At 63.1% G+C, this 15,259-nt stretch carries 8 protein-coding genes; all 8 read right to left on the bottom strand.

The features are described from left to right. Entirely contained in the window at positions 1 to 933 is a 933-nt protein-coding gene (locus GJT30_08605) for a ResB-like family cytochrome C biogenesis protein (protein MSM39662.1), read from the bottom strand. 23 nt (positions 934 to 956) lie between these two features. Next, on the bottom strand, positions 957 to 1,517 hold the full coding sequence (locus GJT30_08600) for a hypothetical protein (GenBank protein ID MSM39661.1): 561 nt from the start codon (positions 1,515 to 1,517) through the stop codon (positions 957 to 959). A 45-nt stretch (positions 1,518 to 1,562) separates the two neighbouring features. After that, complete coding sequence (locus tag GJT30_08595; GenBank protein MSM39660.1) at positions 1,563 to 2,315, bottom strand: carboxypeptidase regulatory-like domain-containing protein; 753 nt, start codon at positions 2,313 to 2,315, stop codon at positions 1,563 to 1,565. Positions 2,316 to 2,318: 3 nt separating this feature from the next. Further along, on the bottom strand, positions 2,319 to 4,778 hold the full coding sequence (locus tag GJT30_08590; protein ID MSM39659.1) for a right-handed parallel beta-helix repeat-containing protein: 2,460 nt from the start codon (positions 4,776 to 4,778) through the stop codon (positions 2,319 to 2,321). 74 nt (positions 4,779 to 4,852) lie between these two features. Beyond that, positions 4,853 to 5,227, bottom strand: coding sequence for a hypothetical protein (locus GJT30_08585; protein ID MSM39658.1), 375 nt, complete (start codon positions 5,225 to 5,227; stop codon positions 4,853 to 4,855). A 28-nt stretch (positions 5,228 to 5,255) separates the two neighbouring features. Continuing rightward, complete coding sequence (locus GJT30_08580) at positions 5,256 to 6,044, bottom strand: carboxypeptidase regulatory-like domain-containing protein (protein MSM39657.1); 789 nt, start codon at positions 6,042 to 6,044, stop codon at positions 5,256 to 5,258. Continuing rightward, positions 6,041 to 8,161, bottom strand: coding sequence for a hypothetical protein (locus GJT30_08575; GenBank protein MSM39656.1), 2,121 nt, complete (start codon positions 8,159 to 8,161; stop codon positions 6,041 to 6,043). Before GJT30_08575 ends, GJT30_08580 begins: the two co-directional genes overlap by 4 nt. A 129-nt stretch (positions 8,162 to 8,290) precedes the next feature. Continuing rightward, positions 8,291 to 15,184, bottom strand: a complete 6,894-nt coding sequence (locus GJT30_08570; GenBank protein ID MSM39655.1) for a hypothetical protein — start codon at positions 15,182 to 15,184, stop codon at positions 8,291 to 8,293. Positions 15,185 to 15,259: the final 75 nt, after the last annotated feature.

Here is a 15,259-nt window from a genome sequence, read left to right as displayed (position 1 = left end):
TCACCCCTGTTCCGGAGCCGCGGCAGGTCGGTTCCCACGGCCGGACATCCTCCGGACAAAGGCAAGCACTACCCCCAGCGACGTTATCAGCAGACCGGCAAAGGCGACCTGGCGACCGGGGTCCTTCACGATCTGAATGCCGGCATACAGCCGGCCGGCCTCATCCGAACTGACCCTGGTATTGAAGAACGAGAACCCGTCCCAGTCCAACGGGCTGTTGACCTCGCTCACCCCTTCGGCAAGGAGCTCTCCCCCCCGGCTCAGGCGAAGGGATACCCACATCCGCTTGAGCTTGGGATTCTGGAAGGCCACCAGCTTGAACGTGTAGGGGAACCCCGCGGGGAGATCCGTTTTACCGTCGGTAACGGCCGTACCGACCCGTTGGCCCTTCTGCGACACCGTCAGCCCGAGCTGCCGGCCGGCCGGGTCGAGCCGGTTGACCTGTACCCGGTAACCGCCCAGGTCAAAGCTCTCCCCCGTCTTCAGGGTGAAGAGCCCTTCCTTTTCCCCGTCGTGCAGGACACCCACCTTGACCGGAACCGGGTAGTAATCGGTGTTAATGTCGGTGACCGTCAGGGAGAAGCCCAAGGGAGCATCCTGCTCCAGGTCCCAGCGAAAGGCAGTATCGACCGTATCCCCCTCGTAGATGTTGACGGTCGCAACCGAGCCGAGTCCGCCGATCATCCCGCCTGCCAGGGTCAGGATCACGCCGGCATGGACCAGATGGACCTGCCAAGCGATCCCCTTCCACCTGCGCACCGTGCAGCAGAGGGTACAGAGGCCGAGGATCCCGAGCAGCCCCCGGAACGGCATCTGACGGTAGATCGTCTCCAGGCCGGGAATGGTTCCCACGAGCGACAGGCAGGCGATCACCCCGAAGAGGATGATGGCGAACCGGGTCGAAGTGAGGAATCTCCAGAGGCGATCGAGCATGACGGGGAAGGAGGCGATGCCCCTCAGATCAGCCGTTTGGATTTGAGGAAATCGCGCGCCACCTTTTTCGTCCTGTCATCACCCCTGGCAGCCTTGACCAGCCTGGCACAGACATCCTCGGTCAGCATGCCGGCCAGCTTGTTCAAAAGCTTGGGCAGCGCGGGGAGCGAACTCAGGGTCTCGGTGGTAATGACCGGCGCATAGGGTGGATTCCCGCCGAAGGGCTCCAGCCAGACCATGTTCAGGGTACGCTGGTACTCACGGCGTAGCGTTTCCATGGCTGTTTTCGGATTGCTCTCACGCGGCCGGCCCAGGACGTCGAAGCCACGGTCGCGGTTCTCGATCACCAGCCCCACGCTCCCTTTCTTCACCGCTGCATAGAGTTCACGGGAATCCTTGAACGGAAGGATCTTGACCGTGGTGCCGGTCCGCTCGCTGACGAGGGTGGCGACCAGTTCGGCCAGTACCTGCTCGGCCGGGGCATTGGGGATGCCGATATAGAGGATCTTGCCGACACAGGCCCCGGCTTCGCCGGCCGTAACCAGGAGCAGGGCGAGCAGGACACCTGTCAACCATCTCTTCATGTTCTTCCTCCTTCCGGACAACCGTCTTCTGTTCCGGCTGCCCGGCTATTCATCGCTGATCGACAGTCCGTCGCCCGGCGAACCGCCTGCGTTGAGGGCTGCGGGTGCAGGCTCTTCGGTCGTTAGCTGCAGGTCCAGGACCAGCGCCTTCTCCCCCTCATGGATCACTACCCGGTGCAACTCCGCGCGGGGCGGTGGAGGAGGAAACGTGGCAGTAGGCGTCATTGTGTACGTCCCTGCCGGCAGAAAGAGGAGATAGCCGCCATCGGCATCGCTCCAACCCGAAACGACATCCGGCAGGCGCGCGGTTACCGGTTCGCGCCAGACAGAGACGGCAGCTCCGGCAACCGGCTTCCCTTCCTGATCGGTAATGCGCCCTGCCACCCGCGCCAGGTCGCTACGGGTCTTTTCCCTGGCCCTGGCCGTGGCGCGGATATCGGCCACGGTAAAGTCCGCCTGCAGGTCGCTGCCGGAGAGGTCGAGTTCCTGGGGGTCGCCTGAATGCAGGTCCCCCGGCATGAGCGGACCGAATTTGTCCCCGTGCCGCACCCGTGCCACAGCCCAGTACGTGGCAGCAGGAACCTGGAGGGAATACCTGCCATCGCTGGCGGTCTTTGCCGAGATGAAATCGGCAGGGCGCTTGATCCGGGGGGAATCGTAGAGAAAAAGCTCTGCCCCGGCCACTGGCCTACCGGCCTCATCCAGGATCACCCCCTGCAGAAGGCGGCCTTCTCCCTGGGCGACCGCGGCGATCAGCAGCACGAGGAGCAGCACTCCGAATCCAAACCTGGCCCTCACCCGTTATTCCTCCGGTCCGGTCTGCAGCGGCCCGTTCAGCACCGGCTCGAAGCGGACAAAACCGATGCCGCTCTCCTGGCGGGCATCGAAGATCATGCTACCCGGCTCATCGACCCCCCACCAGTTTTCCGGGGCCCGGACATCCTCGTCATTGAAATCGCCTACCCTGATGGCCACGCCGTTGTTGCCGGCAAGACTGTTCCGCCTGATCTCCAGACCGCTCCCCTTTTCCCGCACGAAGATGCCGGTCTCGTTGCCGGTGATGACGTTCTCAGTGATGTGGGCATTCCCCCGGTAGGAGCGGATGCCGATGACATTGTCGCGGAACAGCGAGCGGGACACCTCGACCGGGCCGCTCCGGAAGCGCATGCCGCCGTAGTTTCCGCTGAAACGACAGTTTTTCACCACCAGGTTTGTGAAATGACTGTGGATTCCCCAGGTGGCCGACGTGATGTCACAGTATTCCAGTCGGCTTCCGGTGGCATGCTCAAGGAGGATTTCCCCCCATGCAGCGGGCTGCGGGGCGCCATCCGCCCGGAAAGTGATACGTTGCGCCTTTTCTCCTGTTGCAAGGAGCTTGCCTTTTACGGAAAGGCCGGCATCGGCGGAAAAACGGACCGTGCTCCCCGGCGTCACGGCCAGGGAAACCCCGGAGGGGACCGCGACCTGCCCCTTCACCGCCACCGTCCCCTGCCAGGTGAGACTCACCGGCACCTCGGCCAGGGGCCAGACAAAGGGGAGCGGGCCGGTGCTCGGGGAACCCGCCACGACCCTCCCCCGGCCGGGGATGTCGTCACGGTCGCAGATCACCGTTTCCGGCTGTTTCCCGCCCCACCAGTTGGCCGGAGCCGATACGTCCCGGCTCCCTTCCAGGTCGATGGCATAGAGGCCGTTGTCGCTAAAGGAGTTGCCGGTGATGGTCCCGTCGAAGGAGATGATCCCCAGGCCCCGTTCGCCGTTGCCGGTGAAGCTGTTGCCGCGGACCAGCGCCCTGACGTCCTGGAGGCTCATGCCGTTTATGCCGTTAGCGGCGACAAAGTTCCCGGAGATCTCCAGGTTGTCCAGGTTCTTCAGGGAAAAACCGATCTCGGCATTGCGGACCACGACGTTGCCGGTATACCTGCCGTAGAGCGTGTCCTGGGCCATGACGCCATAGCGGTTGCCGTCGATCGTGTTCTGTTCCACCACGGCCGAGGAATCCCTCAGCCTGAGGCCATCCAGGGCATTGTGCGAAAACCGGTTGTCCCTGACGACGGCATCGGCGCGGAAGAAATTGACCCCACGCAGATTGGCGACGACGCGGTTGCCCGTGAACGAAACCTCGGAATCCCTCCCCTGGACAGCGCTCTTGTTGCCGCTGAAACGGTTGTTGCGGAGATCGACCCTGGACTCCTGGAACTGGATCCCCCGATAGTTGTTGCTGAACTGGGAGCGGTTGACCAGCACGTTGGAAAAGTGGAAATGCAGCCCGCGGTAGGCGTTCTCGATCCGGCAGTACTCGATCAGGTTCTGGATGCCGTCGCTGTTCATGATGTTAATGGCATCCCAGTCGGCCATGGTCGGTTGCGGCTCTGCCGAGCGGAACAGGATCTGCCGGTCCGGCATCCCCTTGGCCACCAGGACCCCCTGGATCAGGAGCCCGTTTTCGCCGATACCGTCAGCGTTGGTGTCACGCCGTCTGAATTCCACGATGGTTCCCGGCAGGATGACCAGCCGGGCGGTCTCCGGGACCCTGACCTGGCCCGCCACCTCGATCCGACCCTGCCAGACGGTCTCCCCCAGAAGGACCTCGTCGCGGTAGACCCTGGCGACCGGCAGTTTTGTGGGCGCCGGCGGATTCGGCGAAACGTCCGTCGGGGGATCGTCCCAGGCGCGACGGTCCCGTTTCCGGTTGGCCGCGACCTGCCCCCCCTTCTCGTCAAGCCGGGCACCGTCGAAGAGGGAGACCCCGTAGTCGTTCTCCCGGATGCTGCTGCCGGTCAGCCGGACCCGGCTCAGCTTCCCCTGGGCAACCAGACCGTAACGGTTTCCCGTAAGGGTGGAGCTGTCAAGCTCTGCCTCCCCGGCCAACAGATGCAGGGCGGCCTCGGCATCCTCGATCCGGCAGTGGCCGAACCTGGCTGATCCGCCGTCGATCATGATCCCTGCCCATGCGCCGGGCGTGCCCGGCGCCACCCCGGCGATCCGGATCGGTGCAGCACTGCTCCCTTCTGCCTTCAAGACACCGCGGACGGTAATCTCGGTCAAGGGGGAGAGGTATTCAGGATCGGTCTTGGTGCTCTCTGCCGCCACCACCCTGACATCGGTGCCGGGCAGAATGGTGAGGGTGATTCCGGAGGGGACAAGCAGATCCTCGTTAAGGGTGACGGTCCCGCTCCAGACCGTATCGGCAGTCAGGACCGTCGCAGCTGCGGGAAAAGCCCCGCAGCAGACGACCAGCACCTGGCAGATGAGGCCGGCCAGCCAGCCGGCAGCAGTGCTGCCGCGGCGTCCGGCAACGGCGACCGGCCCGCTTTCCGAAACGCTAGCAGCCTTTTTCACAGTCTCTCACGCAACGCCTTGATCTTTTTCTCCGTCTCCTGCACCTGCCGGAACAGTTCGTCCGCCTCGGCGGTGGTCTGGGTGACCGACATGGAGAGCGCATACATGTCGTGCAGCTCCTGCCCCATCTCCCGGAGCAGCTGCGCAACTTCGACGGCCGTCGCCCCTTCGGGGCGCTTCTCCAGGAGGTCGGCCAGCGACAGGGTCATCGGCCCGAACTTATCCAGCATGCGCGGGATGTGGGGACGACGGTCCCCCCCGCTCAGCAGGGGATGGTCCCGGCCACCGGGGACTTCCAGCCCCCATGCCGGCATCGTCCCCGCACAACAGCACAAAACCCCCACCAGCAGCACCAGCCTGGCACACTTCATATCTCGCCCCCTTCCGGGTCGCACCGGCTCAGGGCTTACGCCCCTGACCAGGGAACCGCAACCCCTTGATACTGATCCCCTTGGCAATGGCTCCGGACTTGACCTTCACCGCCTTGGGTTCGTCGTCGCCATAGGCGCCGATGATCCCCCCCTGCCGGGGTGGACCGCCGCCGTAGAGTTCCTTGGCCTTCAGATAGTACTCTCCCCCCTCGGCGAGCCGCAGGAGAAACCTGCCGTCCGGGCCGGTCTTTTCCGACACGAACAGCGGCCGTCCCACCATGGCCGGGGTCAGGAAGGCAAAGACGAAGACGCCGACAACGGGTTTGCCCTCAGGGCCGACCACCACCCCTTCGATCCCGGTGGTTCCGGGCCGTACGGTTGTCTTGCCGAAAGGGAGCGCACCGGCAATCGTCCCCAGATCCTGCTGCTGACCGGCCTTGACCGTGAAGGTCCGGGGCTTGCCCTGCGGATCGCGGCCGACGAGGAACAGGTCACCCTCGATGGGCGGTCCGACCTCCTTGGCCCCCATCCGTTGAATGGCCCCAACGAAGTAGGTCCCTTCCAGGAGCTCAGCGGAAAACCGGCCGTCGTTGTCCAGGTCGGCGATCTCATCCGGGACCCGCCAGTATTCCTCGGGCGAAGGTGGCGGCCCTGAAACCTGGTTGAAAAAGAAGACCAGCCCCCCGGACAGCGGTGCGCCATTCTTTTGCGCCAGTTTTCCGGTCAACGTGCCGGTCTGCCGCTCCGCGGCAATGCCGGCTCCAGCCAGCAGCAGCACCAACCCGGCCGCAATCAGCCCCCTGCATGCGATTCTCATAGCGCTCCCTCCTTCCGTGGTCCGACCCCCTGCGCAGGTGAGCGCAGAAAGGGCGCAATCCCGGCCTTTCCCAGGGTCGGGTCGTCACTGCCATCGTAAATGCCTGCCCGGATGCTCCGCTCCGATACGGAACCCCACCAGTTGTCCCGCAGATCGATATCGTACCCCTGGCGTTCGCCGAACTTATAGGCGTACTCCCGGTTCCCGACCAGGCTGTTGAAACGGACCACCGGCTGATAGGGCGCAGGCGCCTCCTTGAGGTTAAAGGTATCCTCGAAATTGACCACATTCTGGTTCGAGGGGACCAGGAAGATCCCGACCTCGTTCCGCCTGATGGTATTGTACTGTATCAGCACCGGCCCCTCAAGCCGGGTATGGCGGATTCCGTAACGGTTTGCGTCGAAGTCGTTATGCTCGATGGTCAGCTCGGCACGACCGAAGCGGATCCCCTCCTGGTTGCCGCGAAAAGATGAATTGGTGACCTTTGCCTGGGAAAAATGGACCTGGAGGCCGGTGAAGGCGTCCTCCACCCGGCAGTGGTCCAGGATGCTCACCCCCTCGGCAGCATAGACCAGGAGATATGACCAGTCCCCGGCCTGCGGACTGGTTTCCCCGGACATGAAACGAACCGGCTGCCGGGCCGTACCCTGTGCAACGAGCCGCCCCAGGACGCGCAGCTCACCGTCGCCGATGCCGTCGTTGTTCCGGTCGACCTTCAGGAACCTGACCCTGGTTCCGGGGAGGATGGTGAGGGTTGCCCTGCGACCGACCAGCACGGTACCGCTGATTTCCACCTCGCCCGACCAGGTGGTGTCTGCGGAGATGACCGCATCGGCGAGCCGCAGCGGACCGTGATGAGCCTTCACAGCGGCCTGCGCAGTATTTTTCCTGCTGTCGACCGTAGCGGACATCAACCTGCTGACGACGATCTCGGCAGTGCCAGGCAGGTGGGCGACAGAGACCGCATGGTCCACATTCCCTTCGTAGAGACCGTACCATTCCCCCTTAAGCGGAGCCTGCCCCGCATACTCGCGGGCAACAACGGCATAGTCCCCGTCAGACGGCAGGGAGAGCCGGAACGACCCGTCCGCGGCCGTCTCTGCCTGCCGGTCGGGCATCAGCCTGAGGTAGTGCATCAGGAAGGGCTTTCCCTGGGCCAGGCGGTATGCCTGGACGGAAATCTTGACCGGCCTGCCGGCGATATCCACGACCCGCCCCGCAAGGACTGACCCTTCCCGTGCAGCGGTTGCACCCTTGTCGCGGAATCGGGCCAGCCCCTCCCGGCTCTTCTTTACCGAGGCGCCGGCGCCGAGAAAACCGTCCACGTCGTCCTTGGGGTAGCAGGGGAGTTCTATGCTCAGTTCCTCATTATCGGCAACATGCAGCGGGTTCCCCGGATAGAAGCAGAACAGGTCCCCTTTCCTGAGCTGCATGGAGCCATCGGCAGCGGCCCGTTTGCGGGCAACCACCAGATAGCTGCCCGGGGCAACAGAGAAACGGAAAGCCCCGTCTGCAGCCGTGACGTTGCTCAAAAGCCCCAACCCCTTGAACCGGCCTCCGGCCGCACCGTACAAAGAGACCTGTGCAACCGAAACCGGCTGCCCGTGGTAGGTTACGGTACCGGAGAGCGCCGTCGCCGGGGCGGCACGGCTGACCGGCGCCCGGTGGGGCACCACAGCGAATGGCAGCCAGAGTTTTTCATCCCCGGCAACCACCGGGTTGGCGCCGTGAAAGGCGAAATACGCCGTATCGGCAACGGTCCCTTCGGCAACGAGGTAATACTTGCCCGCAGGCAGTTCGAGGCGGTAGAACCCCGGCTTGTCGCCGGTTGTCGAGACAGCCAGCGGAGTACCGGAGGCAATGTCGGCAAGCCGGGCATACGCCTTTACCTGTCCGCCCGGCACCGGGCCCGCCTCGTTGAGCACAACCCCCTCGATCTCGGCAGCATGGACCGGCCGGTCTGCCGCCACGAGCCAGAACCAGCAGGCCATCCCCATCAATCCGGTCCAAAGCGCTCGTTTACACCAGGCTGTCATCACCCCATCCCCCACTATCGTTTTCCCGTATCCTACCAGAAAAAAGAAGGGCATCACCAATATATAGTGAATGCCCTCCATAACAGCGGAATATTCTTCATCAACAGGGATGCACCGCAGCGCTCCCGACGACTCTGGGTGGGATGTAGCGCTTCTTCATGGTCAGCCTCCTTTCTCTGCGAGAGGCAGCGAAATCCTCTCCCGCATGAACTACGGACAGGTATTGGCTCCCGGGACATAGGGAGACGTCGTCGTTAAAGCCTCGTTGCTGTAGGCGGAGCGCTGCGAGGTTGCCTCGAAGTTGTCGATGCTGACCTTCAACGTTGCCGCCTCGTTCCGCTGGACATACTGAGTCACGTTTGCCTGGTTTGCCGCGGCTGTGGTGGCACCCGTAACCTCATGGATCAGCACCCACGCGCCCCCCGTCCAGGCATAGGCGGAGATCCGGTCGCCCATCCGGGTCAGCCTGAGCTTGCCGATGGAATCGCCGGTAAGGAAGCTGTTCGCGGACTGCGCCCCGTTCGCCATGATGGTGGCGCTGTAACTGTTCCCGGAGCGCTCGACATAGGCAAAGTTGGAGCCGGTGCCGTTGGGGAAGCCGATGTGCAGACGACCGTACACGTGGTATTGGGCCAGGGTCGCCGGCGGATCGACAAGGCTGTAGTCGATCTGGACATCGAAGTTGTCGTGAATGGCTGAAACATCGGTCAGTGTCAGACGCGAATAATTGTAGCTGCTCGCCAGACCGCCGCCGGCACTTGCCGTGGCAAGCTGCACCGCCCCGTTGGCCGCGGTAATATTGGCCGAGCCATCGCTTCCGGACAGGTTGATCGGTGCCGTGGCGTCGCTGGAAGAGACCACGCCGGAAGAAGAATACAGGGCACCCTGCTGACCCCAGGCCGCGGCCTGAATCCCCTTGTCGAACCCTTCGAGGAAGCCCTTGTACGACCTCACCCTGAATGCATACCGCGAGTTGGGGTTGATCCCGGTCCGCTGGGTAAATGACGCATCGACCGAGGGGAGCACGGCCAGGCGGGCAAACGCGACGCTGTCGAGTTTTCCCTCTACTTCGTAACCGTCGGGCGTTTCGCAGGTGCCGCTACAGCCTCCGGCCAACCAGTCCAGCCTGACCGAGAAGGTGCTCGGGGCAGCCGACAAGACCACCGAGGCCAGCGATGGCGTCGTGATGCACTGCTCCGGGCTCGGCGCACCGGTCCCGCTGCTGTTGGCGGTCTTGACCTGATAACAGTAGGTGGTATTGGCGTCGAGTCCGGCGTCGCGATAGACCGTGCTTGCCGCCGAGATCGTCGGGCAGGCAATGGACGGGGTGGGCTTACCGCAGTAGTTCTCGGCATAGGCAACGGCAAGCGACGTGATCTCCGCCCATGACCCCACTGTCCCGGTCTTGCGTTCCACCTTGTAATCGGTGGCACCGTAACGAAGGAGCCAGGCAAGGTCGACCTCTGCGCTGGAAACCTGGGAAACGGTCAGGGTGGTGGCGGTCGGCAGCGTGAAGGTCGATTGCTCGTTGCTGTAGAATGCCCCCCCGCCGGTCGCGGGGTTGATGGCCATCACCCGGTAGAAATAGAGGGTGCCGGCGCTGCAGCCGGTATTGGCGTAGGCAGTCAGATTGGCGCCCACCGTGGCGATCTGCGACCAGCTGCCGCCAGCCCCGATCTTCCGCTCGATCTTGTAGCCGTTGTTGCCGGAGACATTATTCCAGGAGAGGTTGATCGTGCTGGTGGTGATCCCGGAAAGTGCATTCAGGGTCGGCGCCGGCAGGACCGACACCTCGTTGCTGGTTGGTGAGGAGCCATAAGCGGTCACGGCCTTGACCCGGTAGTAATAGTCGAGCGAGGAGTCGACCGGCGTGTGGGTATAGCTCGTCGTGTTCATGGCGAAGGAAACCGGTGTCCAGGTCCCTGTTGCCCCCTGTTTCCACTCCAGGCTGTAACCGGTATCGCCGTTGACATTGGACCAGGAGATGGAGAGCGACGATGCCGCCGGGTTTGTCGGCGCATTCATCACCGGGGCGGCCGGAGTGGTGGTGGCAAAGAGGATGTTGCTCCAGCCCGAATAACCGCCGGTGTAGAGGTCGCGCACCCGGTAGCGGTAGGTATAGCCGGTGGTAAGCCCGGTGCTCGAATAGGTGACCTGGTCCTGCGGCACCGAACCGATGACGGTGCAGGCCCCCCAGTAGGTGTTCGTCGGGCTGGTGTTCGCATAGGTGGGATTGTCCGGGTAATTCAGCGAACAGCGCTCGATCTCGTAGCCGGTATTGCCGGCAACGTTGCTCCAGGCGAGGTCGATGGCGCTTGACGAAAGTACGGTCAGCTGATTGAGCACCGGCGCCGGCAGCGGCGTGGTGGCCTGCTTCACCGCGCTGTACTGCGGCTGGGGCACCCAGAGGTTCGCGTTCGAGACCGTATTGTAGGCCTTCAGCCGGTAGTCGTAGGCAGTCTGCAGGGCAAGACCGGTATCGGTGCAGCTGAGCACGTTGGTATTGAGGGCGGTACATGCCGCAGCTGCAGCTCCCCAGACACTGTCCGTCGAGAGCTTGCGTTCAACCGTGTAGTTCGTCTCTCCGGTGATGTCGACCCAGGAGATGGTGAGGGAGGTCTCGCTGGCAGGAACGATGGTGATCACCGGCTGTGCCAGCGTCGTCCAGGAGCCCCTGATGTTGCTCGGCAACGACGAATTGCCGGTCACCGTGGCAGTGACCCGGAAACGGTAGGCAGTACCCGCCACCAGAGAGGCTTTCCGATAGGTCGTGGTGTCCGCTGCCAGGGTGGCGGCGGTAGTCCAGGTTGTCCATCCCGAGGTCGACGTCAGGTAGGTGGAGCAGAGCGTCGGACTGCTGTTGGAATAGCTGCAGCTCGCATATTCGACGGTATAGCCGGTCTCTCCCGTCACATCGCTCCAGGCAATGTCGATCTCCGTGGCCGAAAAGCCGCTGGCCGCAGTAAGGGTCGGCGAAACGAACTTGGTGAGAACCGCCTGTTCAGCACTGTCGGCAGAGCTCCCTGAGCTGTTGAAGGCCCTGATCTTGTAGTAGTACTGGGTATTGGGCGTGAGGCCGGAATCGTTAAAGGTCAGCACGTTCTGGCCGGGTTTCGGCGAGAGCACGCCCCAGGTACCGGCAGCCCCTTCTTTCCGCCAGACCTCGTAGCCGGTCTCGCCGACGACATCCGCCCAGTTGAGGGTCACGCTGGTGCTGGCCAGGTTGGTAGGGGCGCTCTGCACCGGCGCCAGCGGCAGGGTCGCAGCCGGGACCTCGGTGCAGGGATTGGAATACCCGGCAACACCATTCGTCGAGATCCTGTACGCATAGGTGGTTCCCGGCGTAAGGGAGCTGTCCGCATAGGTCGTGACATCGGCCGCCAGCGTGGCGAGCGTACTCCACGAACCGCCGGCCGGCATCCGCTCGATCTTGTAGCCGGCATTGCCAGCAACGTTGTTCCAGGTGATGGTCATGCCCGTCGTGGTGATCGCCGACAGGGTGAGGCCGCTGGGAGAGGGGAGCGCCGTGGTGGCGCAGGCCACCGCCTTCCGCGATACCAGGGTCCCGTTCTCCGCTGAAATCCGGTAACAGTAGAGAGTCCCCGGCTGCAATCCCGTATCGGTGTGGGTCGTGCTCCCCGCTGGCTTCACGATGACCGGGTTCCAGATGCTCCCCGAAGTTACCGGCCCCAGGGTCCGCTCGATGCGGAAACTGGTCCCCGGCGTATTGTCCCGCCAGGTGAGGAACAGCCGGTCGATATTACCCTGCGGTTCCATGGAGAAGGGGGTCGGCACGAGGATATAGTTGTTCTTCTGCTTGATGACGGCATAGTCGGCATTGCCGCTGGCATTGGTACTGTAACCGGCAATGAACGCCTCTCCCTTGTGGTTGACGGCAATCGCCGTCGACTCGTCCATGCCGCCATTGGCGCCGCCGTAGACGGTCGCTCCCAGGAGAGTCCCCTCGTAGTCGTAGATGACTCCCAGGATATCCTTGTCCAGATCGCTGCCGCTGTCGGCCGCGATGTAGATGTAGCCGGCCGCATCCATGGTCATGGCAACGGCGGCATCGTCTATGTGCGGACGCTGCAGGGTCCGCTCCCAGACCAGATCGCCCGCCTTGTTGTAGCGAATCAGATGGATGTCCTGATCGTCAGCCGAGGTCAGCTGCGTCCCCACCACCACGATGTTGCCGTCCAGGGGGTTGCTTCCCGCAATCGGATCGACCTTGATGGCCACGGCCCGGTCGTCACCCTGGACCGGCCCGTCATAGGTCCGTTCCCAGATGCGGGCACCGGTGGCACCGTTGTACTTGATGGTATAGAAGTCCTCGTTGCCGGCGGCGTTGACGACAAAACCGGTGACGTAGGGGTCGTTGTCCGGGTCCAGGGCGACCGACATGGCCCGGTTGTTGGTGGTGCCGCTGACCCGGTAGAGTTCGTGCCAGAGCATGGCGCCGGTGGCGCCGCTGTACTTGGCCACGAAGATGTCGTAATTGGTGAGGTCTTCCGGCAGACCGGTCGAATTCTGGCTGTAGCCGACAATGACGACGTTGCCGGCCGCATCGAGCGCTACCGACGAAGGATAGTCGTTGCGACCACCGTCGAAGGGGGTGGCTGCCCAGGCCTGGGTGCCGTCGGCAAGATACTTGACCAGGTAGATGTCGTCGTTGTTCTGCACATTCTTGCCGTAACCGACCACCAGGGTAATGCTGCCGTCGGTGGCCGAAGCAACGGCCGTCGCCCGGTCGTCGATGCCGCCGGGGCCGTTGTACTGCCGCTCCCAGGTGATGGGAGGACCGGCCGAGGGGTATTTGAGGGTAAAGATGGAATAGATGTTCTTGGAGACCGGCGCAAAGTACTGGAAGGAAAAGCCGGTGACGATCACGTTGTTGGCGCTGTCAACCGCCAGGGCCACGCCATGGTCCATCTCGTTCTGCATGCTGTCGAACCGGTCGGCCCAGATGACGCTCTTGTCGGCCCGGTTGAGCTTGACGGTGTAGTAGTCGAACATCCCGACCGACCCGCTGTCGCTCTCTCCGGTCACCACGGGGTGATCATCGCTGCCGACGGAAATGGCACGGGCATAGTCCTCAAGATGATAGGTGCTGTCAAAAATGTAGGACCAGTCCGGCTGCGCATAGGTGACAAGCAGGGTCAGGGTGTGGGTATCGGTGCTCGGATAGCTCTCCTCGGCGACACGATAGCTCTTGACGCGATAGTAGTAATAGTTGTTCTCCACGAGACCGGGGTCGTCGTAGGTCGTCACATTCGCGCCGACCGTGGCAACCACCCCCCAGGTGCCATATTCGCCCATCTTGCGCTCGATGACAAAGCCGTCCTCGTCGGTGGTATTGTCCTCCCAGGTAAGCCGAACAGTATAGGTGCTGTCCGCCTGTTTCGACAGCGGCTCCGCAACGAGGCCGGTGGGGGGGTCCAGGGTGCCGTGATCATAGCGGATTACCTGGGTGTCGTAGTCATCCTTGTCATAGAGGTAATAGGTGTCTCCTGCCGCAATGGGAGAGCCGAAATCCACCGACAGGCTGAGGGTATCCCCGGTGTTGCCGCTCACCTGACGCACCGCGCCGGCATTGGCCCCGCTGGTGACCATGACGAAGAAATCCTGCCACTGGTTGGTGCTCCAGCTCTTGCCGCTCACCTGGATGGTGTTCGAACTCCCGCCAGTTGCAGCGGTTGTCCCGCCGTCCAGGGGCGCCAGCTGGTCGGACCAGCCGGTGACGTAGACGTTGCCGTCAGGTGCGAGACCGATCCCGACGGAACGGTCGTTGCGGTTGACGGCGCCGTTGAAGCTCTGGTGCCAGATGAGATGACCGCTCGCCTTGGTATATTTGACGGTCTGGAAATCGAAATTGCCATTCGCCTCGGTGTAGCCCGTGACATAGACGCCGCCGCCGACGGTCTCGTCGACGACGATGCCAGTGGCAGTGGCGATGTCGGAATTCTCCAGGGCGGAATTGAAGGACTGCTGCCAGACCACTGCGCCGTCGACGCTCCGGTATTTTGCCACATAGAAGTCGTTGGCACCGCTCAAGGTCCAGGTATAGCCGGCAACATAGGCGTCGCCGGCAGCATCCACCCAGAGGGCGGCCGGCTCGTCGTCAAAGGCGCCGTTGTAGGTCTTCTCCCAGAGCACCTCGCCGTCAGCGGCACGATACTTGGCAGTGTAGATGTCGTAATCGATGGCATTGCCTGCCGTGCCTGTGACGATGACGTTGCCGGCAGAGTCGAACCGGACCTGACGGCCGTTGTCGCCAAAGGTCCCGACGCCCGGATGACGCTTTTCCCAGAGCAGGCTGCCACCGAAGCCGTAGGCGACGGTCATGATGTCGTTCTTCAGGCCGTTCCACGAACTCCCGGTCACGGCAACGCCGGTGGTGCCGCAGGTAACCGCCGTGACCCGGTCGGCACCGCCGGCACTCCCCGCGTAGATGATTGCCGGCCCATCGGGCGGGTTGGCCGGACCACTGGTTGGGTTGGCATATCTGAGCAGAAGATAGTCGTCGTTCCCGGCGCCGTTCTGGGAATAGCCGCCGACATAGATCTTGTTGTTCACCCGGTCGATGGCGAGCGAAGTCCCCACGTCGGCCCCGTCGGCAGGGCCGTTGTAGGTATCCGACCAGATCGCCGCTCCGGTGGAGCCGTCGTACTTGATCAGATAGAGATCCTTGTTCAACCCGTTCCAGACGAAACCGGCAACGATCACGTCGTTATTGGCGTCGACGGCAACGGCCAGGGCCTGGTCCTGCCCGTGGGCAGCCTGGTCGTAGGCTGCCTGCCAGGCTATCGTCCCGTCCGCCCGGTATTTGATAGTCCAGAAGTCGTCATTGGGGTCGTTTTTCAGGTTGCGGTAGCCAGTAACGATAACGTTGCCGGCTGCATCGACCACAGAGGCAACCGCCTCCTGGCGGTGCGGCCTGACATCACGGCTGGACCAGACCACGTCCCCACCCTTGGCAGAAGCGACTGCCGGGGAAAGCACGGCAGCTGTCACCGCCACAACCAGTGCTGCCGCCATGCGGGCGATGCCGCGCCAGTTGGCGAAGCAGGACCGTCTTGCCACGATTCTATCCTGAACAGACCCCATGAATCTCCCTCCGAGAACTGTCGTTACCTAGAAAGCAGCAGTGTCCCATCCGGTGTTTCCGGATGGACACTGCCA

The sequence above is a fragment of the Geobacter sp. genome (genome assembly GCA_009684525.1).
Taxonomy (GTDB): Bacteria; Desulfobacterota; Desulfuromonadia; order Geobacterales; family DSM-12255; genus Geoanaerobacter.
Note: the sequence above shows the minus strand (reverse complement) of the source record. Positions and strands in the feature narration are given on the sequence as shown.